22 protein-coding genes are annotated in these 25,491 nt (G+C 64.8%); 11 read left to right on the top strand and 11 right to left on the bottom strand.

Going from position 1 to position 25,491, the window contains the following annotated elements; translation table 11 throughout:
- The 5 genes from H7687_RS07170 to H7687_RS07150 all read left to right on the top strand — a co-directional run bounded on the left by H7687_RS07170 (window position 1) and on the right by H7687_RS07150 (window position 3,843).
- The gene (locus H7687_RS07170) at window positions 1-918 is read left to right on the top strand and encodes a dihydroorotate dehydrogenase (protein WP_183346375.1); all 918 of its coding nucleotides are present in this window, start codon (window positions 1-3) and stop codon (window positions 916-918) included.
- Window positions 918-1,949 (top strand): KamA family radical SAM protein, encoded by a 1,032-nt coding sequence (locus tag H7687_RS07165; RefSeq protein ID WP_183346374.1) that lies wholly within the window; start codon window positions 918-920, stop codon window positions 1,947-1,949. The genes H7687_RS07170 and H7687_RS07165 overlap by 1 nt, the downstream gene beginning before the upstream one ends.
- Before the next feature lie 224 nt (window positions 1,950-2,173).
- Entirely contained in the window at window positions 2,174-3,082 is a 909-nt protein-coding gene (locus tag H7687_RS07160; RefSeq protein WP_183346373.1) for a LysR family transcriptional regulator, read from the top strand.
- Between the two features lie 141 nt (window positions 3,083-3,223).
- The gene (locus tag H7687_RS07155) at window positions 3,224-3,382 is read left to right on the top strand and encodes an Sjogren's syndrome/scleroderma autoantigen 1 family protein (protein WP_183346372.1); all 159 of its coding nucleotides are present in this window, start codon (window positions 3,224-3,226) and stop codon (window positions 3,380-3,382) included.
- Window positions 3,383-3,450: 68 nt separating this feature from the next.
- Window positions 3,451-3,843 (top strand): TraR/DksA family transcriptional regulator, encoded by a 393-nt coding sequence (locus H7687_RS07150; RefSeq protein WP_183346371.1) that lies wholly within the window; start codon window positions 3,451-3,453, stop codon window positions 3,841-3,843.
- 122 nt (window positions 3,844-3,965) lie between these two features.
- Here the strand turns inward: H7687_RS07150 and H7687_RS07145 are convergent, their stop codons facing one another.
- The 3 genes from H7687_RS07145 to H7687_RS07135 all read right to left on the bottom strand — a co-directional run bounded on the left by H7687_RS07145 (window position 3,966) and on the right by H7687_RS07135 (window position 7,757).
- On the bottom strand, window positions 3,966-5,054 hold the full coding sequence (locus H7687_RS07145) for a dethiobiotin synthase (RefSeq protein WP_183346370.1): 1,089 nt from the start codon (window positions 5,052-5,054) through the stop codon (window positions 3,966-3,968).
- An 89-nt stretch (window positions 5,055-5,143) separates the two neighbouring features.
- Window positions 5,144-7,057 carry a SpoIIE family protein phosphatase gene (locus H7687_RS07140; protein ID WP_183346369.1) on the bottom strand — a complete coding sequence of 638 codons (1,914 nt, stop codon included), beginning with the start codon at window positions 7,055-7,057 and terminating at the stop codon, window positions 5,144-5,146.
- Between the two features lie 127 nt (window positions 7,058-7,184).
- Window positions 7,185-7,757: an HD domain-containing protein gene (locus H7687_RS07135; RefSeq protein ID WP_183346368.1), complete on the bottom strand. Its 573-nt coding sequence runs from the start codon at window positions 7,755-7,757 to the stop codon at window positions 7,185-7,187.
- A gap of 203 nt (window positions 7,758-7,960) precedes the next feature.
- Between H7687_RS07135 and H7687_RS07130 the strand changes: the two genes are divergently transcribed.
- A complete protein-coding gene (locus H7687_RS07130; protein WP_183346367.1) occupies window positions 7,961-9,355 on the top strand; it encodes a sigma-54-dependent transcriptional regulator in 1,395 nt (464 codons plus the stop codon).
- On the opposite strand, the gene gptM is transcribed toward H7687_RS07130, so the two are convergent.
- Complete coding sequence (gene gptM, locus H7687_RS07125; RefSeq protein ID WP_183346366.1) at window positions 9,349-10,686, bottom strand: geopeptide radical SAM maturase; 1,338 nt, start codon at window positions 10,684-10,686, stop codon at window positions 9,349-9,351. The genes H7687_RS07130 and gptM overlap by 7 nt on opposite strands.
- A 347-nt stretch (window positions 10,687-11,033) precedes the next feature.
- On the opposite strand from gptM, the gene H7687_RS07120 reads away from it, so the two are divergent.
- From H7687_RS07120 to H7687_RS07110, 3 genes are read left to right on the top strand one after another with little or no spacing between them, the layout of a single operon-like run.
- Window positions 11,034-12,863 carry a TonB-dependent receptor plug domain-containing protein gene (locus H7687_RS07120; protein ID WP_246404679.1) on the top strand — a complete coding sequence of 610 codons (1,830 nt, stop codon included), beginning with the start codon at window positions 11,034-11,036 and terminating at the stop codon, window positions 12,861-12,863.
- Window positions 12,851-13,699, top strand: coding sequence for an ABC transporter substrate-binding protein (locus H7687_RS07115; protein WP_183346365.1), 849 nt, complete (start codon window positions 12,851-12,853; stop codon window positions 13,697-13,699). The genes H7687_RS07120 and H7687_RS07115 overlap by 13 nt, the downstream gene beginning before the upstream one ends.
- 1 nt (window position 13,700) lies before the next feature.
- The gene (locus tag H7687_RS07110) at window positions 13,701-15,341 is read left to right on the top strand and encodes a sensor histidine kinase (RefSeq protein ID WP_183346364.1); all 1,641 of its coding nucleotides are present in this window, start codon (window positions 13,701-13,703) and stop codon (window positions 15,339-15,341) included.
- On the opposite strand, the gene H7687_RS07105 is transcribed toward H7687_RS07110, so the two are convergent.
- The 7 genes from H7687_RS07105 to H7687_RS07075 all read right to left on the bottom strand — a co-directional run bounded on the left by H7687_RS07105 (window position 15,273) and on the right by H7687_RS07075 (window position 23,764).
- A complete protein-coding gene (locus H7687_RS07105) occupies window positions 15,273-15,572 on the bottom strand; it encodes a hypothetical protein (protein ID WP_183346363.1) in 300 nt (99 codons plus the stop codon). The two genes, H7687_RS07110 and H7687_RS07105, sit on opposite strands and share 69 nt — an antisense overlap.
- Before the next feature lie 259 nt (window positions 15,573-15,831).
- Entirely contained in the window at window positions 15,832-16,203 is a 372-nt protein-coding gene (locus H7687_RS07100; RefSeq protein WP_183346362.1) for a response regulator, read from the bottom strand.
- A gap of 24 nt (window positions 16,204-16,227) precedes the next feature.
- A complete protein-coding gene (cheB, locus tag H7687_RS07095; RefSeq protein WP_183346361.1) occupies window positions 16,228-17,295 on the bottom strand; it encodes a chemotaxis-specific protein-glutamate methyltransferase CheB in 1,068 nt (355 codons plus the stop codon).
- A gap of 49 nt (window positions 17,296-17,344) precedes the next feature.
- Complete coding sequence (locus H7687_RS07090; protein ID WP_183346360.1) at window positions 17,345-19,387, bottom strand: hybrid sensor histidine kinase/response regulator; 2,043 nt, start codon at window positions 19,385-19,387, stop codon at window positions 17,345-17,347.
- Window positions 19,388-21,124 (bottom strand): methyl-accepting chemotaxis protein, encoded by a 1,737-nt coding sequence (locus H7687_RS07085; protein WP_183346359.1) that lies wholly within the window; start codon window positions 21,122-21,124, stop codon window positions 19,388-19,390.
- A 70-nt stretch (window positions 21,125-21,194) separates the two neighbouring features.
- Window positions 21,195-21,731 (bottom strand): chemotaxis protein CheW, encoded by a 537-nt coding sequence (locus H7687_RS07080; protein WP_183346358.1) that lies wholly within the window; start codon window positions 21,729-21,731, stop codon window positions 21,195-21,197.
- A gap of 29 nt (window positions 21,732-21,760) precedes the next feature.
- Window positions 21,761-23,764 carry a CheR family methyltransferase gene (locus H7687_RS07075; protein ID WP_183346357.1) on the bottom strand — a complete coding sequence of 668 codons (2,004 nt, stop codon included), beginning with the start codon at window positions 23,762-23,764 and terminating at the stop codon, window positions 21,761-21,763.
- Between the two features lie 327 nt (window positions 23,765-24,091).
- Here H7687_RS07075 and wecB point away from each other — a divergent pair, with 327 nt between their 5' ends.
- Both wecB and H7687_RS07065 read left to right on the top strand, forming a co-directional pair.
- Window positions 24,092-25,201, top strand: coding sequence for a non-hydrolyzing UDP-N-acetylglucosamine 2-epimerase (gene wecB, locus H7687_RS07070; RefSeq protein WP_183346356.1), 1,110 nt, complete (start codon window positions 24,092-24,094; stop codon window positions 25,199-25,201).
- A gap of 58 nt (window positions 25,202-25,259) precedes the next feature.
- The gene (locus tag H7687_RS07065) at window positions 25,260-25,436 is read left to right on the top strand and encodes an FmdB family zinc ribbon protein (RefSeq protein ID WP_183346355.1); all 177 of its coding nucleotides are present in this window, start codon (window positions 25,260-25,262) and stop codon (window positions 25,434-25,436) included.
- Window positions 25,437-25,491 lie beyond the last annotated feature (55 nt).

Here is a 25,491-nt window from a genome sequence, read left to right as displayed (position 1 = left end):
ATGCAACGACCTGACATGTCCGTGGTCCTCGCCGGGATCCAGATGCGCAACCCCGTGATGACCGCCTCCGGCACCTTCGGCTACGGCGCCGAGTTCGCCGACTACCTCGACCTGGAAAGCATCGGGGCCATGGTGACCAAGGGGCTCTCCCTGAAGCCCAAGGCGGGCAACCCCACCCCGCGCATCGTGGAGACGCCGGGCGGGATGCTGAACGCCATCGGCCTGCAGAACGTGGGCATCGACGCCTTCATCGAGCAGAAGCTTCCCTACCTCAAGGACGTCAACACCCCGGTGATCGCGAACCTCTACGGTAACACCCTGGAGGAGTACGGCGAGGTGGCGAGCCGCCTGGACGGCCTGGCCGGCGTGGCCGGCATCGAGGTCAACATCTCCTGCCCCAACGTGAAGCAGGGGGGGATCGTGTTCGGCACCGACCCGGGCGCCGCGCAGGAAGTGGTGTCCCTGGTGAAGAGGAACACCTCCAAGCCGCTCATCGTGAAGCTCTCCCCCAACGTCACCGACGTGGTGCTCATGGCGAAGGCCTGCGCCGACGCCGGCGCCGACGCGCTCTCGCTCATCAACACCCTGACCGGCATGGCCATCGACCTCGACCGGCGCCGCCCGGTGCTGGCCAACGTCACCGGCGGCCTCTCCGGTCCCGCCATCAAACCCGTGGCGCTCAGGATGGTGTGGCAGGTGGCGAAAGCGGTCCAGCTGCCGCTGATCGGCATCGGCGGCATCATGAACGGCCGCGACGCCCTGGAGTTCATGCTCGCCGGCGCCACCGCCATCCAGGTCGGCACCGCCAGCTTCCTCGATCCCTCCGCGGCCCAGCGCATCGCCGGGGAGATGGAGCAGTACCTGGTGGAGAACGGCATCGACAACGTCCGCTCCCTGATCGGGGCCCTCGAGGTCTGATGGAAGCCTGGGAGAACAGCCTTAAAAAATGCATCACCAGCCCGGAGGAGCTTGCCGGGCTTTTTCATGCGCAGGGGGAGGACCTCGCGCAGGTGGTGCGACGCTACCCGATGCGCATCACCCCGTACTACCTCGGGCTGATCCGCGAGCCGGGGGACCCGATCTGGCGCCAGTGCGTCCCGGACCCGGCCGAACTGCACGACTTCACCCAGTCCCCCGATCCCCTGGACGAGGAGCGTCTCTCCCCGGTCCCCGGCCTGATCCACCGCTACCCGGACCGCGTGGTGTTCCTGGTCTCCACCGCCTGCGCCGTCTACTGCCGCTTCTGCATGAGGAAAAGGGGAGTGGGGTGCCAGGGGATGAGCCCCGCGCCGGTGGACGAGGCCGTGGCCTACATCGCCTCGCAGCCCCAGATCCGCGACGTCATCCTTTCCGGCGGCGACCCGCTGCTCCTCTCCGACGACCGCCTGGACCAGATCCTCACCGCCCTGCGCCGCATCCCGCACGTCGAGATCATCCGGATCGGCACCCGCGCCCCGGTGACCCTGCCGGAGCGCGTGACCGCGAAGCTTGCCCGCATGCTGAAGCGCCACCAGCCGCTCTACGTCAACACCCACTTCAACCACCCGCGCGAGATCACCGGGCAGTCGGCCCGGGCCTGCGCGCGGCTGGCGGACGCCGGCATCCAACTCGGCAACCAGAGCGTGCTCCTGAAGGGGGTCAACGACGACCCGCAGGTGATGCGCGACCTGATGCAGCGCCTGCTGGCCATCCGGGTGCGTCCCTACTACATCCACCAGATGGACCTGGTGCAGGGGACCGCCCACTTCAGGACCAGGGTCGCCGACGGCATCACGGTCATGGCCGCCCTGCGCGGCCACACCTCCGGTCTCGCCGTGCCGCACTACGTCATCGATCTCCCCGGGGGGAAGGGGAAGGTGGAAGTCGCCTCGGCCCGCTTCAGCCCCGACGGCAGCCGTCTTACCGTGCGCAACTACCTCGGCGACGAGATCGAGTACCGGGAGACCTGACCTCCCCGCCTGACACGCGCGCCCGCCCCCAAGCCGGATGGTTCTCCCCATCCGGCATTTTTTGTCCCCTCAATGTTTCCACTCAAGTTGTGCGGCAATTGCGTCGATAATCTAGACAGTTTCTACTGTGTGTCGATTTACCGGAAAGGAACCTTGCCTTGCCCGAGCGTCGCGTGCTATAAGCGTATACCCGAATCGATATTCTCATATATAGGTCGAATTGAATGCAGACAGAGTATCTGAAAACGCTGGTGGTGTTAGGGCAGGTGGGAAGCTTTTCCAAGGCCGCGACCGATCTCTCGATCACGCAGTCGGCGGTGTCGCAGCGCATCAAATACCTGGAGGACCACTACGGCTGCCAGTTGGTGGACCGCTCCGGGAAACTGCTGTTGTTGACCGAGGCCGGGCGGCTCGTGGTGCAACGGGCCGAGCAGATCCTGCTTTTGGAGGCGCAGCTCGCCAATGACCTGAAGCTCAGGGGGGAAAAGACGCGCCTGGCCATCTGCTGTACCCCTACTTTCGGGGTGGGGTTCCTGCCGCAGGTGATGGAAAAGTTCATGTCCCGCAAGGCCGACAACGTCGACCTCCGTTTCATGTTCCACTCGCTGGACCGCGCCGTGAAGGAGCTGCAGGAGAACGAATTCGACCTGGCGGTGATCGAGCACTGCGAGGCGATGGAGGTGCCCGGCTTCGACATCGTGGAGCTTCCCAGCGACCAGTTGGTCTTTGTCAGCGCGCCGTCGCTGGGACTCCCCGCCGGCGAGGTGGAGTTGGAGCGGCTTTTCCACTGCTGCCTCATTGCCCGCAAACCCGACTGCACCTCGCGGCGCCTGCTGGACCTGAACCTCGCGCGCTGCGGCCGCAGCGTCGATGACTTCAAGGCCGTGGTCGTGGTCGATGACCTCCGCCTGGCGCTGGAGACCGTCCTTTCCGGAGGCGGAGTCTCCTTCCTCTCGCGCAGCATCGCCGCCCGGGAACTTGAGTCCGGGCAACTGCTGGCGCACGTCGTTGCCGGATTCGAGCAGTCGCGCCGGCGCAGCGTCGTGGTGAAGAGCGAGCGCAGGCAGGATGCCGCGGTTGTGGAATTCCTCGACTGCATCGACGCCGGTTTCCCCCTGGGGAGCGGCTGCTGATCCCGGGTTGGGCAACGGGCGGCACAAAAACAACATCGGGCTTGGTTACCCTGGGAAAAGAGGGGTATTTCAAGCCCTTTCTTGTTTTTACGATATACTTTGCCCTGTTTTGGTCGCAGCCGTTCAGCCAAAGGAGGCCTTATGAGAAGGGTAAGTGTGGAAGAAGACATCCTGAAGGACCGGCCGGTGGTGGTAAAAGATGCGACGGAGGTGTGCGCCATCTGCGGCTCGCCGCTGCAACGGGACAAGGAGAGCGGCGAACTCTTCTGTCCGTTGTGCGACGTCGAGGACGTTCCCTGATGTGGTGATTTCCCCTCATGTGGCAAGGCGCCGGGGCCGGGGGCGGCTTCCGGTTCTAGGAGGATGACATGCCGGAAAAACTGGAAGGTGATCAGCTCGAATTCAGTAACCTGCTGGCGGAGTATAAACGCCGGCTCTGGGCCGACCTGCGCGACGAGGTTTTTGCACAGACCGGGGAGGACCTGGCGACCCAGTACGACATACCGCAGGACCCGGGTGAGAAGAGCATGCTGGACGTGCTCTCCGACGCCGGGCTCGCCGTGGCCGACATCAGGCGGCAGCAGCTTACCGCGTTGGAGGAAGCGCAGCGGCGTGTGGAACTGGGGACCTACGGCACGTGCGAGGGGTGCGGCCAGCCGATCGGCTTGCCGCGGCTGAAGCTGATGCCCTTCACCCCGTACTGCGTCGAGTGCCAGAAGGAGCAGGAGATACCCACGAAGCCTCCGGGGAACAAGATTTAAAGGCAGGGGCTAGGGACTAGGGGGACTGGCTCCGCCAGGTGCCAGTCCCCTTTAAAGCAGGGGACTAGGGGAGTAGGGGCTGGGGACTGGGAGCAAGGGGGTCCCCAGCCCCTGTTTTTGTTTTACAGCAGCGCATCGATGGCCGCGAAGTCCACGTCGCGCTCGGCGTTGGCCATGATCCAGTTCAGTTTCTCCTGGTCTTCGTAGGTGATCTTGGCCACGTCGTCGGAGAGCGCGGTGAAGACTTCGGCCGTGGTCTCCTCGACCCGGATGTAGGGGATGTGCGAGTCGTGCAGGATCTGCTGGCTCACCTCCGACACCGGCACGTGCCCGGAGATTACCAGCCCGGCAATCTTCTCCTTGTAGGCGGGGATGTGGTACAGCGAAGAGAGGGTGACGATCAGTTCGTCACGGGAGCTGGTTACGATCATCAGGGTCGAATCGAGCAGCCCGTCGATCACCCGCTGCGAAGAGGCGGCGCCCAGCTGGATGTTGTGGATGATCCTGCTTTTCTCGTTGATGTTCCCCTGCAGCGGCAGGTCGAAAAGCTTGGAGATGTGGCTCAGGGTCGGGTTGGCGAGGATCGGCGAGTAGTTGAAGCCGTCGATTACCTTGATCTGCGGCTCGAAGGCGCGCTTCAGGTACTTGGTGGTGACTTCCTTCTTGCTGGGCTTCATCTTGTTGACGATGATCCCCCTCACGTCCGCACCTTCCCGTTCGTACAGGGCCAGGTTCAGGTGCACCGCGTCGATCACCTTGCCGATGCCGCTCTCGCTCACGATCATGACCGGCGCGCCGATCAGCTTGGCTACCTTGGCGTTGGAGAGGCCGATCACGGCGCCGACGCCGCCATGTCCCGCCCCCTCGATGATCAGGAAGTCGTATTTCTGCTCCAGCTCCCGCACCGCCTCCAGGATGCAGTCGGCCAGGGAGAGGTCGTCCAGCTTCCCCGCCAGGTAATCCTTGGTGAAATCCCGGTACAGCGCCACCGGCGACATCAGCGCGATGTCCTCTTCCAGTCCGAACGCCTTGGCCATGAGCAGGGCGTCCATGTCCACCATGAAGTCGTCGTAGAGCAGCACCTTGGGGCCGAACGGTTTCACGAAACCGACCCGCTGGTACTTCTTCCTGGCCTGGTGCATGAGCGAAATGCTGATGGTCGTCTTGCCACAGTTTTGTCCGGTCGCCGCAACGAAGATCTTTTTCGCCATGTGCACACCCCTGTTTCGATGGAATGGCGTATGTTTACACCATCACGGAGCGTGCCGTCAAGAAAAGTAATACGGGAAGGGGAGATGACTCAGGGGATAAATTTGAGCAGGAGCATGGAGATGTCGTCGTCGAAGGCGGTGTTGCCGGTGAAGGCGCGCAAGGCATCGAGCGTGGCGTCGATGATGGCTGCGGACGGTTTGCGGTACTCGCGGGCCAGCACCCCCTTCAGCCGCTGTACTCCGAACAGCTCTCCCGAGCGGCTCTGGGTCTCGGTGATGCCGTCGGTGTAGAGCAGCAGCAGGTCCCCTTTTTCCACCTGCATGACCGGTTCGTCGAAGGCGACCCTGCGCTGCACCCCCAGGATGAGCCCCTCCGCATCCAGTTCGAAGAAGCGCTCCTCGCCGGGGCGGTAGAGCAGGGGCGGGGGGTGGCCGGCGTTACTGTAGCGCAGCCTGCCGGAGGTCCTGTGGTAGCTCAGGTAGGACATGGTGATGAACAGTTCGGCGCGGGAGAGGTCGTCGTGCAGGATCTCGTTCAGGGCCGCCACCACCTGGGCGGGGCCGTCCAGCGCAGGCATCTGGGCCCGCAGCACGCTGCGCGTTTCCACCATGATCAGCGCCGCCCCCACGCTGTGCCCGGAGACGTCCGCGATCACCAGGTCGAGCCGTTCGCCGTGCAGCAGGATATCGTAGTAGTCGCCGCCGATGTGGCTGGCCGGCACGCAGCGCCCGGCGCAGTCGATACCGGTCAGAAGCGGCGGCGCGGCGGGCAGCAGCGAGAGCTGGATCTGCCTGGCGATCTCCATCTCCTTGTGCATGCTGGTGTTCTGCAAGAGGGCCTGTTCCGCCAGCTTGCGCTCGGTGATGTCCTGCTTGATGCAGATGAAGTGCTTGATGTGGCCGTCCGGGTCCAGGACCGGCGTGATGGTCTGTTCCTCGGGGTAGAGCTCGCCGTTCTTGCGCCGGTTCACCAGCTCGCCGTGCCAGATCTTGCCGGCCATGATGGTGGACCAAAGGTCCTGGTACAGGGCGGGGTCCTGCCGGTCCGATTTGAGAAAACCCAGGTCGCGCCCGACGGACTCCTCCTTGGTGTAGCCGGTCATCCTGGTGAAGGCCTCGTTGACCGAGAGCACCAGCCCGTTGCTGTCGGTGATCACGATGGCGTTGGCCGCCGCCTCCAGGGCGGCGCTTTGCACCCGCAGCGACTCCTCGGCCTGTTTGCGCTCGGAGATGTCCGAGATCAGGCCGTCGTAGGCGATCAGGTCCCCCTGCTCGCTGTAGCGCGGCACGACCGTGTTGATGACCCAGCGCAGCGAGCCGTCCTTGTGCCGGATCCGGTGCTCGACCGAAGGGATCTCCTTGCCGGCGCGCAGCTCCTCGGTCAGGCTGGTCACGGCGGGGCGGTCCTCCTCGTGGATCATCTGGTACCAGAGAAAGGGGTTTTCCTGGTACTCCTCGTCGCTGTAGCCGGTGACCGAGAGGCAGCCCGGGCCGTGCGAGGTCCTGGTCACGTTGCCTTCGCTGATGGTGACCGTGTAGATGTAGTCGGTGACGGCGGCCACCAGCCTCTTGTAGCGCCGTTCGCTCCTTACCAGCGCCGCTTCCGCCTCGCGCTTCTTGCGGCGCACCTGCGCTTCCTGCATCTCGCGCTCGATGGCCGGGATCAGGCGTGAGGTGTTCCCCTTGATCAGGTAGTCGTTGGCCCCTTCCTTCATGGCGCCCACCGCGGTGTCTTCGCCGATCTTGCCGGAAACGATGATGAAGGGGATGTCCAGACCGGAGTCGCGCAGCACCTGCAGTGCTTCCAGCCCCGTGAAGCCGGGGAGGACGTAGTCCGAGACCACCAGGTCCCAGTCCTCCTCCTCCAGCGCCCTGCGCATGGCCTCGGCGCTCTCCACCCGCCGGGAGACCGGCGCGTAGTTGCCGCGGCGCAACTCGAAGATGAGGAGCAGGGCGTCGTCCTCGGAGTCTTCCACAATCAGCACGCGGAGCGGTTTACCCATGAAAACACCTACCGTGGCAAGCACATGATAGACCGGGGGCGTAACAGGTGCGCTATCCCGGAAAATGCCCAGTGAGGCTGGGCGCTTACAGTATAGCACACTTCGTTGGCCGGAAAGGGGCGGGGAGCTAATTAGATGGGGCGGGGGCGGCGCCGTCGAGGCTGAACTCGCGCAGCCAGCTCTCGAAGATGCGCACCTTCTCCTGTCCGAAGCGGAGCAGGTCGGACCTCACCTGGTCCGTGCTTTTCTCCAGGTCCAGTTCCCCCCCTTTTTTGGAGTAGAAGAGGTCGGCCAGGGCCACGATGCGCTCGCAGTCGGTGACCGGTGACATCTCGCGCAGCGGCAGGCGCAGCTTCTGGTCCACGATGTCGCGGGCGGTGAGGCCGACGCCGATGTGGCGCTCGCAGACCAGGGCGTGCTGCGGCAGTCCCTCGGAGTCCAGCATCTGCCGGCCGATGACGCCGTGGCAGATGTAGGGCGCCTTGCCGAAGCAGTTGAGCCTGGGGGAGTAGGTGCGGGCGACGCCGATGTCGTGCAGAAGGGCCGCTTCCTCGATGAAGAGCAGTTCGGCTTCGCTTCTGCCGCCGCGTGCGGCGATGGCGAGCGCCTTGTCGGCGACGCGGCGGCTGTGCCGGTAGACGATTTCCAGCCCCTGGCTGTTGTTGTGGAAGTATTTCTCAAGGAGAGCTCTGGGGTTCAAGGCACGCCTCCCAATGGGTGATGGTTCGGATCAAGGGTTTAGATTATGCCCATTTCGTCCGGAATTGCAACACCGTCGCGCTGCCGTCGGCGTCAGGTTTTGCGAACCTGGTCAAGAAACAGTTGAATATCGCCCCGCGAACGGATATGATGTGAATCCTTTAAATAGACACTTCTAGCCTGGGCGGTGCAATGACAGCCACGATGACCACACAACAACACACGCTGCTCGTGGACGACGAGCCGGGGATCCTCACCGAGGTGTCGCTGCTGCTCGCCTCGAGCGACATCCCCGGGGTGGCGACCATCTCCGACAGCCGCCAGGTGATCCGCTACGTCCGGGAGCACAAGGTGAGCGCGGTGATCCTGGACTGGGTCATGCCCAACGTGACCGGCGCCGAGATCCTGCAGAGCCTGACCGTGGAGCACCCGGAGATCCCGGTGATCGTGATGACCGCGATGGGGGACGTGGAGACCGCGGTGACCTGCATGCGCCAGGGGGCCTTCGACTTCCTCACCAAGCCGGTGGACCCCAACCGCCTGGTGGCCAGCGTCAAGAAGGCGCTCCAGGTGAGCGAGCTCGGGCAGCAAAACCGCAAGCTCAAGGACTACCTGCTGGCGGACACCCTGGGCAACCCGGACGCCTTCGCCGGCATCATCACCACGTCCAAGAAGATGCGCGGCATCTTCCAGTACATCGAGGCCATCGCCAGCTCCCGTCTGCCGGTCCTCATCACCGGTGAGACCGGGGTGGGCAAGGAACTGCTGGCGCGCGCGGTGCACGCGGTCTCGGGTGTGCCGGGGCCTTTCATCTCGCTCAACGCCGCAGGGCTCGACGATTTCATGTTCTCCGACACCCTCTTCGGACACAAGAAGGGGGCCTTCACCGGCGCCGACAGCAAGCGCGACGGTCTCATCAGCGCCGCCGCCGGCGGCACGCTGTTCCTGGACGAGATCGGCGACCTGAACCTCGCCTCCCAGATCAAGCTGTTGCGGCTTTTGCAGGAAAGGGAGTACTACCGGCTCGGTTCGGACCTGCTGCTCAAAAGCGACGCCCGGATCGTGGCCGCCTCCAATATGGACTTCGCCGCCCTGCGCGCCGCCGGGACCTTCCGAAACGACCTCTACTACCGCCTGTGCGCCCACGAGTTCCGGGTGCCCCCCTTGCGCGAGCGCCTCGAGGACATCGAGGCACTGGTGGATTACTTCGTGCACCAGATCGCGGCGCAGCAGGGGAAGCCGGCTCCCAGGGTGCCGCAGACCGTAATCGCGGCCCTGCAGCAGTGCCGGTACCCGGGTAACGTGCGCGAGCTGTACAACATGGTGCACCACGCGGTCACCTGCAACGAGGGGGCGCCCTTGTCGGTCGCGGACTTCCCGGGGGTGGCGGCGGTGCCGGTCCGGGCGGCGCAGCCGGTCGAATGCGGCGGCAACGCCTTGTTTTCGGTGTTCGGGAGATTTCCCACGGTGATGCAGGTGGAGGAGTACCTGATTGCCGAGGCCATGAAACTGACCAACGGCAACCAGACCCAGGCGGCGGAGCTTTTGGGACTTACCAGGCCGACCCTGAACAAGAGGTTGAAACAGGAGCGTCAGTAGGAAGGTGCGGCGACCGGGGGCGGAGCGCTCTGGGCGGCCGCCTTTTTCCTGGGTGCCAGGTAGGTGAGGTTCTGCAGCACGGTCTGTTCCAGGGTGGCGTCGTAGAACGTGCGCCGGCAGTCCACCTCGGTCAATGCCTTATCCTGCAGTTTGGTCACCAGCCGGCAGCCACCGAAGCAAAGTGGGAGGTAGCTGCACTCAAGGCAGGCCTCCTGCTGCCAATTCCCGATTCCATGCGAAACTCCGAAATCCCGTAACCCCTCCGTCAGGCTGCCGACACTCAGCTCTTCCCACCCCATGAACGCAGGGCACTTGTAGAACTTCCCGGTGCAGTCGATCACCAGCGAGTTGTCCAGTTCCACGATGCAGGCCGACGGCTTGGGCGACGGGGCGCGATACCCGCGCGCCAGAGTCGCCTCGCGCAAAAACGGAATCGCCTCCAAAAGCCACGGCTCCTCCGATATGGCACACCCCGAGTTGAAATCCGCGCAGGCGCCGGTGGACATGACCGGCGTGAACATCACCACGGCCAGCTGGTCGGGAGTGATGCCGTACAGGGGGAGCTGGTCCAAAAGGCGCGGAAACTCCCGGTAGTTGTCGCGCTTGAAGTTGGCTCCCAGTTGGATCGAGATGAGGTTACAGACCTGGGCGAGGTTTCCCGCCACCACGTCGAAGCTCCCGGCGCCGGAGGCGTAGGGGCGCTGGACGTCGTGAATCTCCTGCGGGCCGTCCAGGGTGAACTTCGCCCCCTGCAGGCCCAGGGGGAGCAGCCGCAACGCGGTGCTTCTGTCCAGGAGGGTGCCGTTGGTAACCAGGGTGAAGGCGTACCTGACGCCGTGGCTTTGGGCGGCATCGTGCAGCTGCTGCGAGATGCGCAGGATCAGGTCCAGCGACAGGAGCGGCTCGCCACCGTAAAAGGAAACGGTGAGATCCCATCCCCGGGCGACCCGGTCCCGCACCAGCGTCTGCACCAGGAGGTCGGCGGTCTGCTCCGACATGTAGTGGCCGCAGCGGAACTCCCCTTCGAAGCAGTAGCCGCAGTCGAGGTTGCAGTCGAGATTCAGGACCACGGAAACCTTGAATTCGCGCGCCTCGGCGTTGGCGCGCGCGATCAGGCCGCGCATCGTCTCCTTTTCGGCAACGGGGTCTTCTACCAGCATGCCCAGTCGGGTCAGCGCCTCGCAGCCGGCGGCGGGAACGTCACCCGCTTGCAGGGCCGCCAGCGTCTCCGAGGAGATCGCGGCGACCGAGCCGCGCAGGGTCGAGTAGAGGAGGACGTGACCGGGACGGTCGGGGGAGGGGAAGATCTTCAGGTAGCTGGAAAGTCTCATGGTGATTGACACCTGTGTGGCAACGTCGATTTTGCGGACGGAAATCCTATCTAGGCGGCATGGTACAGAGTCTCGCCTTCCGCCTGGGAGGAAGGCGAGACAAGGGGTTTGTCATAACGGGCTGGCCCAGATGTACATATAGAAGCAGCACCCCAACCCGTTCGTCACAGACTCAGACATGTTGTTGCCCTCATCGAGAATCTCCACTGCCAGATTTTCTGTTGCCATAGCGGTTTCCTCCTTTGATGTGGTAAAAACCTTGGACTTATTTAACCTGCTGTGATAAATTAACAAAAGTTTAAATTGTCTGCAATAATAAATTTGATTTTTTTTATGAGGAGAGGCGTGTGAGGAAGACGTCCCCGTTTTTGTCAGTGTACGACGCAGTCAGGCCGATACTGCTGACTGTGGCGCTCTGCCTGCTGACAGTGGTGCCGGCCACCTGTGACGACGACCTGAGTACGGTTGAGCTTTTCAACGGTGGCGGGGCCGAGTTGGTGTCGGCGAGCCGGTCGCCCCGACCCGCTTCCCAAACAGCGGAAAACATCACCGTCGTCACTGCGGAAGAGATCGCGGCCCTGAACGCGCACACCCTGCCCGAAATCCTCTACAGCATCACCGGTGTCCAGCTGGAGATAATCGGCACCCCCGGCACCAACACCAACATAGAGATACAGGGCTCCGACTTCGACCACGTGCTGGTCCTGATCGACAACGTCCCCATCAACAGCCTCGCCGACAATTTCCCTGACCTGGCCGCCATCCCGGCCGCGATCATCGACCGGATCGAGATCGTCAAGGGGGCCGCGTCCAGTTCCTGGGGGAGCGCCCTGGGCGGCGTCATCAACGTGATCACCAAGATGCCGCAGCAGGACAGCGCCTACGGGGGCACGGTCTCGGGCTCCTTCGGGACCCGGGAGACGGTGGATGGACGCATCGAAGGGAGCGGCACGGTGGACCGGCTCGGCTACTACCTCTCCGCCGGCAAGCTGCGCTCGGACGGGCTGCGCCCGAACAACCAGTCCAACCTCGACAGTCTGTACGGCAAGCTGCATTACGAACTCCCGGTGCGTGGAGGGGTTACCCTCTCCACTCTCTATACCAACAAGAAGACCGGCATCCTTGATTTCCCTAACTTCCACGTCAACGACCAGAAGCACGAGCTGATATCTTCGCTTGCCCTGCAGTTGCCGCTGGACAACCGTCTTTCCCTCGATGCAGCAGTGAGAACACGGCAGAGCGTCATGGAGATGTTCGTGGTCAGCTCCGCGACCCGTAACGTGCTGCAGAGGGGCCTGGAGGACGACGACAGCACCGGCGGCACCCTGAAACTTTCCTGGCAGGGGGACTGGCAGCTGGTCGTGGCCGGGGTGGACTACGACCACGTGCGGGTCCTGTTGCGGGGCGGGCAGCTGCCCGGCGAGCAGGACAAGAGCGCGGACCGGCTCGGCGTCTACCTCAACGACACCTTCAGCCTCGGCAACTTCGCCATCACCCCCAGTGCCCGCTTCGACTGGACCGGCTTCGGCGGCAACCGCTTCAGCCCGAGCTTCGGCATCACCTACGCCTTGAGCGAAAACAGCCTGTTGCGCGGTTATACCGCCCGGGGGTACAGTCTCACCTCCTTGAACCGCGGCGATGCCACCGAAAAGGTCTGGACCTCCCAACTGGGCTTCGAATCGGGCGAGATCCCCTATCTCTGGCTCAAGGCCACCCTGTTCAGAAACGACACCTGGGACGTCCTGAGCAACGAATGGGGGCGCGTGGTCAAGAAACGGCAGCTCAAGCAGGGGGGAGAGTTCGAACTGCGCACCGTCCCGCTCCTCAACACCTCGCTTGGCGCCGGCTACACCTACATCCATGCCACCGAGGGCGACGACGGTCCGGAGCTGAGCTCCATACCCAGGCACACCCTGAAGCTCGGCCTGCACTACCGGGACCCGTCGCAGCTGCAGGCGCAGCTGACCGGCTACTACATCGACTGGAACGCGCCTGCCGGCAAGAGCGGGGGGGTCCTGTGGGATCTGCACCTCAGCAAGACCTTTGAGTACCCCCAGTTCGGGGCGGTGGAAATCTTCGGCTCGCTCAGGAACATCTTCGACGGCAAGCAGTACGTCTCCGACCTCTACAAGAACACGGGGCGCTGGGCGGAAGCGGGGGTAAGATGTCACTTCTGAGACTCCTGCTCCTGCTCTTCTTCACCCTGGTCCCCACCCTCGCCCTGGCCTACGATGTGCTGCTGCTCCAGTCCATGCACGACAAGGGGTACGACGAGGCGGTGCGCGGCTTCAAGCGCGACTACCGCGGCTCGGTGCGACGCATCGTCCTCACCGACTACGCCGAGCTCGACCTGACCCGCATCAACCGCGAGGAACACCCCAAGCTGATCGTGGCGGTCGGGGACCGCGCCCTGGAACTGGCTCAAAAACAGCACGCGACGCCCGTGGTCTACATGATGGCCCTGAACGCCAAGCCGCGCCGCCTGGCGGGGGGCGTCACCATGCTGCTCGATCCGGGCAAGTACCTGTCGGTCCTGGAGGAGATGGGGTGCGAACGGGTCGGCGTGCTCTACGACCCGGCCCGCAGCGGCGCCTACGTGAAGCGCGCCCTTGGCATGGCCGCGCGCAGCCGTATCAAGCTGGTGTTGCGCGAGGTGCACGCCGCCAAGGAGACGCCGGCCATGCTCGCCTCGCTGAAGGGGAAGGTGGACGCGCTCTGGATGCTCCCCGACACCACGGCGGTCTCCCCGGTCTCCACCGAGGCCTACTTCCTCTTTTCCCAGGCGGAGCGGGTGCCGGTGGTCACCTTCGCCGACGTCTACCTCTCCATGGGGGGGGCGGTCGCGCTGACCATCGACCGCTACGACATCGGGCGGCAACTGGCCGAACTGGCGCAGAACGTGCTGGACGGGAACCAGCCCGAAGAGTGGGGGGACCCGCCGCGACGGGTGGTCACCAGGACCAACGACGGGGTGGTGCGCCAGTTGAAACTGAACACCGTGGTGGGGCGCTGACATGAAAAGAAGGAAACTGCGCCTGCCGCCGTACGCCAAGAGCTTCCGGTTCCGGCTCTACCTGATCTTCACCGGCACCATAGCGCTTCTGACCGCCGCCTTCGTCACCTTCTATGTTCTCACCGAGTTGAACGCCTACCGCTCCAACATGGAGCGGGAAGGGAAGCTGCTGGCGACAGTGCTGGCCCAGAACGCGCGCCTGCCGCTTTTTGCCGAAAACCGCGAGGCCTTGGGGATCCTGGCCGAGGGAACTGCGCGCTACCCCTCCGTCCTGTCGGTCTCCATCGTCGATCGCGAGGGAAAGCTGCTGGCACAGCAGGTGAAAACCCAGACCGTCGCCGGGGACGTGATCGACATGCAGGTCCCCATCAGCTCCCCAAGCGGTGTCCTCTCTCCTGAGTCGGCGCTTTTGGGGCAGCCCCAGGGGACCGAGCAGCGGGTCATCGGCGAGGTGCGCCTGAAACTGGACACCTCCGGGGCGCGGGAGCGGCTGGTCACCCTGGTGGCCGCCTCGCTGGCCATCGGCACCCTGTTCTGGATCTTGGTCTCCCTTTTGTGCTACCAGATCCTGAAAAGGGTCACCAGCTCCTTCAACCTGCTCCTGGCGGGAATCGAGAAGATCGGCAACGGCACCCTCTCCGCCCGGGTCGACCTCGACGGCGACGACGAACTGGCCCGGGCCGCCAACGCCATCAACGCCATGGCGGCCTCCCTGGAGCTGCGCGAACTGGAAAACCTGGCGCTGCAGGACGAACTGCTGCGCGCCATGAGGCTGGAGGTGCAGGAGGAGAAGAAACGGGTCATGGCCCGGCTGATCCAGACCAACAAGATGACCTCGCTGGGCCTGCTCCTTTCCTCCATGGCGCACGAGATCAACAACCCCAACGCCTCGATACGCTTTTCCGGCCACATGATCGGCAAGATGCTGGCCGACGCCCTCCCCCTGCTGGACGGGGTATGGCAGGAAGAGGGGGAATTCTACCTGGGCGGGGTGCCGTACCAGAAGGCGCGGCTGGTGCTCACGGAGAATGCGGGCAAGATCGTGGAGAACTCGGAACGGATCGCCCAGGTGGTGCAGGGGCTGCGGGATTACGGGGTGGGGGGAGGGGGACAGCTGCGCCAGAGGCTGGAGATCAACAGCGCGGTCACGGCGGCCCTTTCCGTGCTCGCCTGCCAGATGAAACGGGACGTGCAGCTGCACACCTCTTTGGGGACCTCGATCCCGGCCATCGCCGGAAGCCAGCAGCAGATCGAGCAGGTGCTCATCAACCTGATCCTCAACGCCATGCAGTCCTGTCCGGGGGGGAGCGGCGAGGTTCATCTCAGTACCCGCCATGAGGCAGGGAAGGGGGAGGTGGTGGTCGAGGTGCGCGACAACGGGGCCGGCATCGCCCCGGAGACCATGGAGCGCCTGTTCGAACCCTTCTACTCCACCAAGCTCGAGTTGGGCGGCAGCGGGCTTGGGCTGTACATCTCGCAGTTCATCGTGTCCGAGCACGGGGGCCGGCTGCAGCTCGACTCCACCGTCGGCAGGGGGACCGTGGCGACGGTGGTGCTCCCGGTCGCCCCGGCCTCAGTGGTGGGCGTGCTCTCCGCCCAGCACGGTCAGCATCCCGCCGATCCTCTCCATCAGGTCCGTTAGCGCATCCCCCTGGGACCCTTCGCCGCAGATCCTGCGCATCTGGTTCAAAAGCCCCTCGAAGACATCCTCGCCGCACGCCCCCGTGACCATGTCGTTGGTGAGCCGGTCGTTCAAAAGCAGACGTTTCATCTGGATCAGCTGTATCTCGACACGCAGCTTCTTGATGGTGGGCAGATCGCTTTGCTTGAGCAGCTGGAGGCACTGGTTGATGATGCAGTACTGTTGGTCCATGGTCTTCTCCCGATTGCATTGACATCGAAACACCTGACCGTAGTTCCAATATCCGTGCCAACGACGTCGAGATAAAACCCTGCGAAAACGGCTGGTTGCTGGGGGCGGTTTTGGGGGCGACGCGGGCGCCGGGTGTGCGTTTTTTTACGGCTGCTCCACCTCGGCGCGCAAAACGACGGCAAAACGGGGAGTTGTCCGGACGGTGTAAAAAAAGGAACTGTTCGTTTTTTTACACCGGGTGAGCCCGGTGGGCCCGGCGTTATCGGGCCAGCACCGCGCTCACCGCTTTGATGATCTGCGCCGGCGTGAAAGGCTTGAGGATGTAGCCGTTGGCCTTGGCCTCGTCCACCAGTTCGCGCATCTCGGCCTCGCTTTTGGAGGAGAGGAGCAGGATCGGGATGTCCCGGCTCACCTCGTTCTCCTTCAGGAGCTTGGCCTTCTTGTTGCCGTCCAGCATGGGCATCATGATGTCCATGATGATCAGGTCGGGGCGGTCCTTGGCGAAGATGAAGCGGTTGGCCTCGATGCCGTTGGTGGCGGTGAGCACCTGGTAGCCTGCCTGATCAAGGGCGTCCTTGGCCATGGCCAGCACCAGTTCGCTGTCGTCGATGATGAGTATCTTTTTGTTCAAGGCGCGTCTCCTATCTGTTCGGGGTTACGGCGCGGAGGCACCGGTGGATGCGGGTTCGTGGCGCTCCGCCACGAAGAGTTTCTCCAGGGCGGCCGGTATCAGGTCCAGTGGGACCACCTGGTCCGCCGCGTCGAGGGTTATGGCCGCCTTGGGCATGCCGAACACCGCGCAGGAGGGCTCGTCCTGGACGATGGTGCTGCCGCCGGCTTCCTTGATGTGCAGCATGCCCTGGGCCCCGTCGCGTCCCATGCCGGTCAGCAGCACGGCCACCACCTGGTCGCAGCGCTGCCGGGCCAGCGAATCGAAGAAGACGTCGATGGAGGGGCGGCAGCAGTTGACTGGGGGGGCGTCGGTGAGCCGGATGACGCCGTCGACCACGGTCAGGTGACTGCCGTCGGGGGCCACCAGCGCCTCGCCGCTGCGGTAGGGGACGCCGTCGCGGGCGAGCCGGACCGGCAGGGCGCACTCCCGGTCCAGCCAGTTGGCGAAGCCGGCCGCAAAGCCCTGGGCGATGTGCTGCACCACGAACACCGCGCCCGGGAAACCCGCAGGCAGGGCCTTCAGCAGGCGCATCACCGCCTTGGGGCCGCCGGTCGAGGCGCCGATGGCGAGCAGGTTGTGCCCGCAGCCGTCGCTAAGGACGCTGAGCGGCTCGCAGGCGCGCAGCTTGCGCCGGGGGTGCCTGATGACCCTGATCCGGGACAGGAACTGGACTTTTTCCCGCAGCGCGGCAGCGAACCCCTCCAGCATCCCGTCGCCGTCCAGCCTCGGCTTCTCCATGACGTCCAGCGCCCCCCGCTTGATGGCGACGAAGGCGCGGTCCACCTCGCTGGCCTCAACGGCGGCGGAAAGGACCAGCACCGGGATGGGGCAGACGGCCATGATCTCCTCGATGGCGTCCAGGCCGTCCAGGACCGGCATCAGCAGGTCCATGATCACCAGGTCCGGGTGCAGCGCCTGGACCAGTTGCACCGCCTCCCTGCCGTCGCACGCCTCGCCGACCACGCGGATGTCGTCCCCTGCCTGCAGCATGTCCTTGAGCAACTGGCGTGCGAGGAGGGAGTCGTCGGCCAGCAGTACCCTCGTGCTCATAGTAGTTCCTTCCTTGGCAGCGGCGCGTGCGCGCGCGAAAACCGTCGGCTCAGCCGATCAGCATCTGTACCGTTTCCAGCAAGAGCCCCTGGTCGAAGGCGCCCTTGACGATGTAGGCCTGGGCTCCGGCCTGCAGCGCCTGGCGCTTGTCCTCGTCGCGCGACAGCGAAGAAACGATGATCACCGGGGTTTCCCGGTACTGTTCCGAAGCCCGCAGCGCCCGGGTCAGCTCGAAACCGTTGATGCCGGGCATCTCCACGTCGGAGATCACCAGGTCGAACTGCTCCTGGGCGCTCTTCTCCAGGGCGTCCTCGCCCGAGACCGCCGTCACCACCCGGTACCCCTGGCTCACCAGGATGCTCTGCTCCATGGTGCGGGTGGTGATGGAGTCGTCCACCACCAGCACCTTGAGGCGGCGCTGGGCCGCCTGCACCTCTTCGGCGGAAAGCGGCGCGCGCTGTACCCCGCGGCCGGATTCGAACAGGTCCGGGACGTTCAGGATCAGGGCCGGGTTGCCGTCGCCGAGGATGGTGGCGCCGAACAGGAACCGGACGTTGCGGAACTGTTTCCCCAGTCCCTTGACCACCACCTCGCTGTAGCCCAGGTGGGCCTCGACGATGCAGGCGATGCGCTGGTCGCAGTGCTTCAATACCACCGCCGACAGCGTCGCGTCGCCCGCCTCGCGGCGCTCGGGGAGCCCCAGCATCCCCGGCAGGCTGTACAGGGGGGTGGTGGCGCCGCGCACCTTGATCACCTCGCCGCTCCCCAGCGTGTCGATCTCGCCGGCGCGCACCTTGACGATCTCCTGCAGGTAGTTGGTGGGGATGGCGAAGGTCTCGCCGCCGCAGGCCACGATCAGGGCGTCCAGGACGGAAAGGGTGAGCGGGAGTTGCAGGGTGACCTGGGTGTAGCGGCCGGGCTCGCTGGAGAGGGTGACGCTCCCCTTGACCCGCTCGATGTTCTTCTTCACCACGTCCATGCCCACCCCGCGCCCGGAGACGTCGGTGACGATCTCGGCGGTGGAAAAGCCGGGGCGGAAGGTGAGGTAGAGCGCCTCTTCGTCGCTTAACACGTCCGCCTCGCGCGGGTCGAGCACCCCGCGCGCCACCGCGGCCGCCTTGATGCCGGCCGGGTCCATGCCGCGTCCGTCGTCGCGCACCTCCACCAGCACCGAGTTGCCCTGGTGGCGGGCCGAGAGCAGCACCGTGCCGCGGCGCGGCTTGCCGGCGGCGGCGCGCGCATCCGGGGCCTCGATACCATGGCTGAGCGCGTTGGTCAACAGGTGGATCAGGATCGGCTTGAGCCCCTCCAGGAGCACCCGGTCCATCTCGATGGCCTGGCCGACGATCTGGAACTGCACCTCGCGCCCCAACTGCTGGGCCAGGTCCCGGACCAGGCGCTCCAGTCCGTCGGAGATGGTGCGCAAGGGGAGCATGCGCAGCCCCATCGCCTTGCCGTGCAGCTCCTGGATCAGGTAGTCGAGGTAGAGGACGTCCTCTTCGAGCTCGCCGCGGAAGGCGCCCAGCGTGGCGGCGTGCTGGTCGGGGAGGGCGTAGCCGATCTCCTTCAGGCGCTCCAGCTTCGCTTCCAGGCGCTTCTTGTTGATGATCAGTTCGCCCACCAGGTTGACCAGGTGGTCCAGGGTCTTCACGTCGGCCCGCACCGTGTCCGCGTGCGCCTCGGCCTGGGCCTCCTTGGGCTCGGCGGAGATGTGCTGCCCCAGTTCGCCCCGCTCGTACTCCGCGACGAAGCGCTCCACGTCCAGCTCCGGCGCCGTGCCCCGCATCAGGGCCGAGGTGATCAGCGCCACCGCATCCGCGCCGCGCAGCAAAAGGTCGATGGCCTGGGCGTCCACCGTGCGCTCGCCGCGCTCCATCCCCTTCAGCTGCTCCTCCATGGTGTGGGTGATGGCGCTGATGTCGGCCAGCCCCACCATGCGCGCCGACCCCTTCAGGGTGTGCGCGTTGCGCAAGAGTTCGTGCAGAAGATCGGTGCGGGCCGGGTTCTTCTCCAGCACCAACAGGCCGCTTTGCAGCGAGGCCAGGTGCTCCTCCGCCTCCCGGCAGAAGATCTCCAGGTAACGGTTCCCCATCTAGGCCTCTTCCTCGGTGATCTCCTTCAGGCGCTCGGCCAGTTCCAGGATCTCGGCGATGGCCTTCTCGGTCTCGTGCGCCGACAGCGCCACCTGCTGCGCCACGTCGCGCACCTCGGTCATGGTCTCCGCCATCTGCTCGCAGGCCGAGGTCTGCTGCTGGGTGGAGAGGGTGATCTCCTTGGCGGTGCGGGCGGTCTCCTGGGCGGTGGACATGATGGAGGCGAAGGAGAACTGCACCTTGTCCACCAGCTGCGAGGCGGCGTCGACCGCCTTGGTCCCCTCCTCGGTGACCATGATGGTGTTGTTGGTGGCGCGCTGGATCTCGCCGATCAGCCCCTTGATCTGGCGCGTCGCCTCCACGGTGCGGTCGGCCAGGCGCTTCACCTCCTGGGCCACGATGGCGAAGCGCTTGCCCGCCTCGCCGGCGCCCGCCGCCTCGATGGCGGCGTTCAGGGCGAGCAGGTTGGTCTGGTCGCTGATCTCGTCGATGATCTCCACGATACCGCCGATCTTCTGGCTGTTGTCGCCCAACTCCAGCATGCTCTTGGCGATGCTCTGCACCTGGCTTCTGACCTGGCCCATGCCGTCGATGGCGTTGGTGACGTCCTCGCGGCCGCTGTTGCAGTTCCTGGTGGTGTCCTCGGCGACCGCCTCGACGCTCTTGGAGTTGCCGGTGATCATCTTGGCGGTGATGGCGATCTCCTCGCTGGTGGTGGTCACCTCCTGGACCGCGCTCGCCTGCTGGGTCGAGCCCGAGGCCTGCTGGGCACTGATGGCCATCATCTCGTTGGCGGCGCTGGAGAGCTGGATCACCGCCTCCTTGACCGAGGCGATCAGGCGCCCGGAGCGGCCGATCTCGTCTTTGAGGTCCCTGACGATGACCGTGGTCATCACGTTGAAGGCCTCGGCCAGTTCGCCGATCTCGTCGTTGCTTTCCACCGGGATGGTCTCGTCCAGGTCGCCGCCGGTGATCTTGTGCGCCTTCTCGGTCAGCTTGCGCAAGGGCTGCACCGCGCGGCTCACCACCACCAGGATGGTGATGCTCGCCACCAGCAGCATGACCGCCATGCTCCCCACGATCTGGTTCCTGAGGTCGGCCCCTTTCTGCTCGGTCTTCTCCATCGAGAAGCCGATCCGGAAGGAGCCCCAGTGTTTCCCTTTCACGAAGACCGGGGCGGAGAGGTCCCACATGGTCTCGCCGGTGTCCCGCTTGTAGACCTGCTTCAGTATCGGATCCACGTTCTTCGACGCGGCGACCCCGACCGGGTCGCTGAAGATGCGCTTGGTGCGGTTGTTCAGCTTGTCCTTCTCCCGGTCGCCGGTAAGGGGGGCCGAGTACTTGGTGTTGTGAGTCGCGATGTAGCCGTTTCTGTCGGTGAGGACCGCGAAGACGATCTGGTCGTCCTTGAGGAATTCGTCCTCGAGCGCCTGCACCGACTGGTCCATGAAACGGTCGAACTGGGTGTGGAACTTAGGCGGGTCGGTGTTAGGTATCGGGACGTAGTGATCGTCGAAGAGCTGCTCCTGGGTCAGGGTGCCGTTGGCCACCGCCTCCTCCATGATCCGTTCCATCGACCGGGCCCCGGTTTGCGCCAGGATGCGCCCCTTGGAGAGGAGCTCCTCCTCCATGTTGGCGCGGCGCGAACGGACGAAGTACACCGAGAAGGCGGTCATGATGACCACCATGACCATGATGAGGACGCTGACGATCTTTACCGATAGCTTGTTGGACATGTCGAAACCCCAGTTTCTAGTTTATGTTCCCAATTTCCTTATCCGCGTTGTGCGTCGGAGGGAGGCCGGTTCAGGCCTCGCCCGCCACCAGTTCCGGGTCGGCCAGCAGCGCCTCCATGTCGAGCAGGATGACGCTCCCCTCCTCGACGGTGAAGTGCCCCCTGAGGAACTGCGCCTTGATGCCGCAACCCGCGGCGACCGGCTCGAAATCGTCGAAGCAAAGGGCTTGCACCCCGTGCGCCGCCTCGACCAGGATCCCGGTGGCGAAGTTGTCGCCGCGCACCACGAGGATGCGCCCGGTCGGGCCGATCTCGGGCTGGGGGAGCCCCAGCATGGGGCGGATGTCGATGGCGGCGGTGATCTCTCCGCGCAGGTTGAAGATCCCCCTGATCAGGCTCTGCACCGCCGGGACCCGCACCAGCTTGGGAATGCGGATCACCTCCGAGGCGTAGTGGGTCTCGAAGGCGTAGCGTTTCCCCCCCAGGGTGAACACCAGGCATTCCAGCGTCTCCTTCGCCTCGCTTTCCTCCTCGGCGAGCGCCTGCCAGTATTCTTCCCGCATCTGGGTCAGGATGGTGCGGATGTCGTAGCTGTTGTCGTCTCCCATCTCAAGTACCTCTCATGGCGCAGCGGCGGCTAGGCCACCCGCGCCAGCGTGTTCTGCAGTTGCAGCATGCACACGGCCCTGGTGAGTCCCCCGGAGAAGGGGACCGTCTCGTGGTCGCCGCAGCGCGACAGGATCCTGATGCTGTTCCTGATCTCCCGCGTCCCCTCGGCGATGCGCCCCTGGCGCAGGTGCAGCCGCCCCATGTGGAAGCGCGGCATGATGAAGTCGTGGTCCAAAAGGAGCGCCTTGCGGTACTCCCGGGCCGCCTCGTCCAACCGGTCCGCCGCGTCCAGGAGCACCCCCTTCAGGAAATACCCCTCCGGGAGGAGGTCGTTCAGGGCCAGCACCCGCTCGCTGGTCGCCAGCGCCTGCTCCAGGGCTCCCTTGCCGGCCAGGATGAAACCCTTGAGCACCAGCGCGTCGGGGAGGTCCGGGGTGCGCCGCAGCAGCAGTTCCAGAATCTCCAGGGCGGGGTCGAACTCCTCCCGGTCGAACAGCTCGCGCGCCGCCTGCAGCAAGTCGTCCTCTGGCGCAGGCGCGTGTGGGGGTGCCTCGCTCCTCGCCGGTGCCTTGGGGGCGCCCTCGCTGTCAGGCGGGGGCTGGGGTTCCCTCCCTCGCCCTACGGGAGAGGGCCGGGGTGAGGGAAGCCCAGGACTATCGGCGCTGTCGGCGCTGTCGGCGCTCTCAGCCGGAAGCGGCTCGTCATCCCCCTGCCACGGCTTCTGCTCGCTGAGCCACGCCACAGCCAGCCGGCGCTGCTCGTCGGTCAGGGCGTCGCCGTCGTCCGCCACCTGCGGCGGCGGGGGGGGCGGGGGGGCGCCCGGCGCAGCGGCGCTGCCGCTTTTCACGTAATAGAAACTGCGCTCCTTGCGCCTTAGTTCCAGATCCAGGCCCCGCTGCAACAGCGTTTCCGAGTGCCCGAGGAAGAGCAGGCCGGCGGGCTGCAGCGCGGCGGTGAAGCGCTCCAGCATCCCGGCGGCGGTCTCCGGGGTGAAGTAGATCAGGACGTTGCGGCAGAAGATGGCGTCCAGGTCGCGCAGCTCGTCGCAGACCGGTTCACGGCACGGGACGGAGAGGTTCAGGTGCGAGAACTGCACCAGTTGCTTCACCTCGTCCCGGATCAGGAAACTTTCGCCGACCCTCCTGAAGTAGCGCGCGCACTGCTCCGGGGTGGTGATCCTCATGGACCACGGGGAGTAGACCCCTTCGCGCGCCCGCTTCAGGGAACGGTTGTTGATGTCGGTGGCGATGATCCTGATGTCCCGCTCGCGCCAGTCGGGGAGCGCCTCCATGAGGGCCATCGCGATGGAGTAGGGCTCTTCGCCGGTGGAGCACCCCGCGGACCAGACCCGGATCGGGGCGCTCGATGCGGGGAGCCCCGCGAAACGCTCCTTGAGCACGTCGAAGTGGGCGGGATAGCGGTAGAAGTAGGTCTCGCCGACGGTCAGGAACTGCAGCAGCTTCTGCAGCTCGTGCCGGTCCTCGCCGTGCTCCTTGAGGTACTGCAGGTACTCCTTGAAGTCGGTCAGGCGCAAGGCCGCCATCCGCTTGAGCAGTCCCCGCGTCAGGGCCGGCTGGTTGCGCCGGTCGAAGTGCAGCCCGCTGTGGGAGAGGATGTGCCGGGAGAACGCCGCTGCCAGCCGGCCATCGAGCTCCTGGTCCTGGGGCGGCACCCCCTTTCTCAGCGCCACCGCGTTCACGTCGTCCAAAAGGCGCTTCACGTCCAGCGGCTTGCCGATGAAATCGAAAACCTGGAGCAGTTCCGCCTCGAGCCTCAGGCACTCCGAGATGACGATCACCGGGACCGAGCGCGGGCCCGACGGCGTCTGCACCCGGTGCTCGATGGCGAGGGAGGCGATCTTCGACGCCTCCAGGGCGAGGATGATCAGGTCCGGCTTCTGTCGCCTGATGGCGGGAAAGGCTTCCTTTTCCTGCGCAACGCAGCGGGTCAGGTGCCCGGCGCGCTGCAGCAGTTCACCGAGGTAGGTGGTGAAGGATTCGTTGTCACTGATAATGAGGATTTGCAGTGGCAAGGGCCGTTTCCTCTTCCTGGATATCTTGGCGACAGGCTGGCAGCGTGGCAGGTGGCGGTAAAGCTGGTGTACATCAAAATAAAACGGTCTGGTAAAAGGTAATAAGCCGAAATCACATCAATAGTATTGGTTTAGCTCGGGCAGGTCAACTAAAATTAATTTCATCGATAGAATAATGTTTTGATCTTTTATGCCTTTGCCCGGCCCGCGGCGATTGCAATCGTCCGGCCTAATGTTAAAAACTTACAATGTTTCTGGGACCCCAATAAACCCCTGCGGCAGTCTGGCAACGCCTTTTCCCCCTGGGCTGCTGAAGACGAGGAAGCCATGAACGTCCTGCTGGTAGCCGGTGCCCGGCCCAATTTCATGAAGATTGCTCCCATCTACCGCGCCTCGCTTGCCTGCCGGTCCGTGCGCTGCAGCATCGTGCACACCGGTCAGCACTACGACCAGGAGATGTCCGGCACCTTTTTCGAGGAACTGGAGATCCCGCAACCGGCCTATTCGCTCAACGCCGGTTCCGGCAGCCATGCCGCCCAGACCGCCACGGTGATGGTGGCCTTCGAGGAGGTCTGCCTGAAGGAGCGCCCCGACCTGGTCCTGGTGGTGGGGGACGTCAACTCCACCCTGGCCTGTTCCATCGTGGCCAAGAAGTGCGGCATCGAGGTGGCCCACGTGGAGGCGGGATTGCGCAGCTTCGATCTCGCCATGCCCGAGGAGATCAACCGCATGGTCACCGACGCCATCTCGGACCATTTCTTCGTCACCGAGGAGAGCGCCGTGGACAACCTGCTCCGGGAGGGGAAGCCTGCCGCGAGCATCCACGCGGTGGGGCACGTGATGGTGGACAACCTGCTGCACCAGGTCGAGTGCCTCTCGCGCCAGGACCAGAGCCTGCTCAACGGCTTCGCCCTCAAGGAGCAGGCGCGCCCCTACCTGTTCCTCACCCTGCACCGACCCGCCAACGTGGATTGCCGCGAGACCTTCTCGGGGATCGCGGAGGCCCTGAACCAGCTCGCCCAAAGCCGGACCATCTTCTTCCCGGTGCATCCGCGCACCGCGAAGATGATGCGCGAACACGGCGTCAACCTGTCCGACAAGGTGGTGCTCCTGCCGCCTCTGGGCTACCGCGAAGCCCTGTACCTGTGGAAGGATGCCGAGGCGGTGCTGACCGACAGCGGCGGCTTGCAGGAAGAAACCACCGCCCTGGGCGTTCCCTGCGTCACCATCAGGGAGAATACCGAGCGCCCCATCACCGTCGAGTTGGGGAGCAACGTGCTGGCGGGGACCTCGCCGGGGGGGATACTGGCCGGCTTCGAACAGAGCCTGGCCAAAAAAGATACGGCACGCATCCCTCCGCTTTGGGACGGCCGGGCGGCGGAGCGGATCTGGAAAGTGCTGACGCAAGGGGAGGGGCACGATCATCCCTTGACATAGGATAATGCAGGCTATAGTATATGCCAGAATTTGAATATGAAGGACGAGGAGAGCCGCAATGCCCATTTTCGAGTACGTCTGCAAAGAGTGTGGTACCCGTTTCGAGAAACTGCACAAAGGGAGTGCGGCTGACGAGTGCAGCTGCCCGACCTGCGGTTCCGCCGCTGTGAACAAGGCTTTGTCCACCTTCGCGGCGGGGGGGACGTCGGAAACGAAGTGCCACAGCGGCGGCTGAAGGTTCTGACCAGCCGCCCAGTTGGGCGCAGCATGAAGTCGCGCAGAGGGGGCTC

The organism is Geomonas paludis, assembly GCF_014193585.1.
GTDB lineage: Bacteria > Desulfobacterota > Desulfuromonadia > Geobacterales > Geobacteraceae > Geomonas > Geomonas paludis.
This window is presented reverse-complemented; position numbering and strand designations above follow the sequence as displayed.

Bases quoted from the DNA above. Each gene is read 5' to 3' on its own strand.
- H7687_RS07115 (WP_183346365.1), top strand. From the start codon at position 12,851: ATGTCACTTCTGAGACTCCTGCTCCTGCTCTTCTTCACCCTGGTCCCC.
- cheB (WP_183346361.1), bottom strand. From the start codon at position 17,295: ATGAGCACGAGGGTACTGCTGGCCGACGACTCCCTCCTCGCACGCCAG.
- H7687_RS07085 (WP_183346359.1), bottom strand. From the start codon at position 21,124: ATGTCCAACAAGCTATCGGTAAAGATCGTCAGCGTCCTCATCATGGTC.
- H7687_RS07090 (WP_183346360.1), bottom strand. From the start codon at position 19,387: ATGGGGAACCGTTACCTGGAGATCTTCTGCCGGGAGGCGGAGGAGCAC.
- H7687_RS07145 (WP_183346370.1), bottom strand. From the start codon at position 5,054: ATGGCGAAAAAGATCTTCGTTGCGGCGACCGGACAAAACTGTGGCAAG.
- H7687_RS07065 (WP_183346355.1), top strand. From the start codon at position 25,260: ATGCCCATTTTCGAGTACGTCTGCAAAGAGTGTGGTACCCGTTTCGAG.
- H7687_RS07155 (WP_183346372.1), top strand. From the start codon at position 3,224: ATGAGAAGGGTAAGTGTGGAAGAAGACATCCTGAAGGACCGGCCGGTG.
- H7687_RS07110 (WP_183346364.1), top strand. From the start codon at position 13,701: ATGAAAAGAAGGAAACTGCGCCTGCCGCCGTACGCCAAGAGCTTCCGG.
- H7687_RS07160 (WP_183346373.1), top strand. From the start codon at position 2,174: ATGCAGACAGAGTATCTGAAAACGCTGGTGGTGTTAGGGCAGGTGGGA.
- H7687_RS07150 (WP_183346371.1), top strand. From the start codon at position 3,451: ATGCCGGAAAAACTGGAAGGTGATCAGCTCGAATTCAGTAACCTGCTG.
- wecB (WP_183346356.1), top strand. From the start codon at position 24,092: ATGAACGTCCTGCTGGTAGCCGGTGCCCGGCCCAATTTCATGAAGATT.
- H7687_RS07170 (WP_183346375.1), top strand. From the start codon at position 1: ATGCAACGACCTGACATGTCCGTGGTCCTCGCCGGGATCCAGATGCGC.
- H7687_RS07140 (WP_183346369.1), bottom strand. From the start codon at position 7,057: ATGGGTAAACCGCTCCGCGTGCTGATTGTGGAAGACTCCGAGGACGAC.
- gptM (WP_183346366.1), bottom strand. From the start codon at position 10,686: ATGAGACTTTCCAGCTACCTGAAGATCTTCCCCTCCCCCGACCGTCCC.
- H7687_RS07130 (WP_183346367.1), top strand. From the start codon at position 7,961: ATGACCACACAACAACACACGCTGCTCGTGGACGACGAGCCGGGGATC.
- H7687_RS07105 (WP_183346363.1), bottom strand. From the start codon at position 15,572: ATGGACCAACAGTACTGCATCATCAACCAGTGCCTCCAGCTGCTCAAG.
- H7687_RS07080 (WP_183346358.1), bottom strand. From the start codon at position 21,731: ATGGGAGACGACAACAGCTACGACATCCGCACCATCCTGACCCAGATG.
- H7687_RS07165 (WP_183346374.1), top strand. From the start codon at position 918: ATGGAAGCCTGGGAGAACAGCCTTAAAAAATGCATCACCAGCCCGGAG.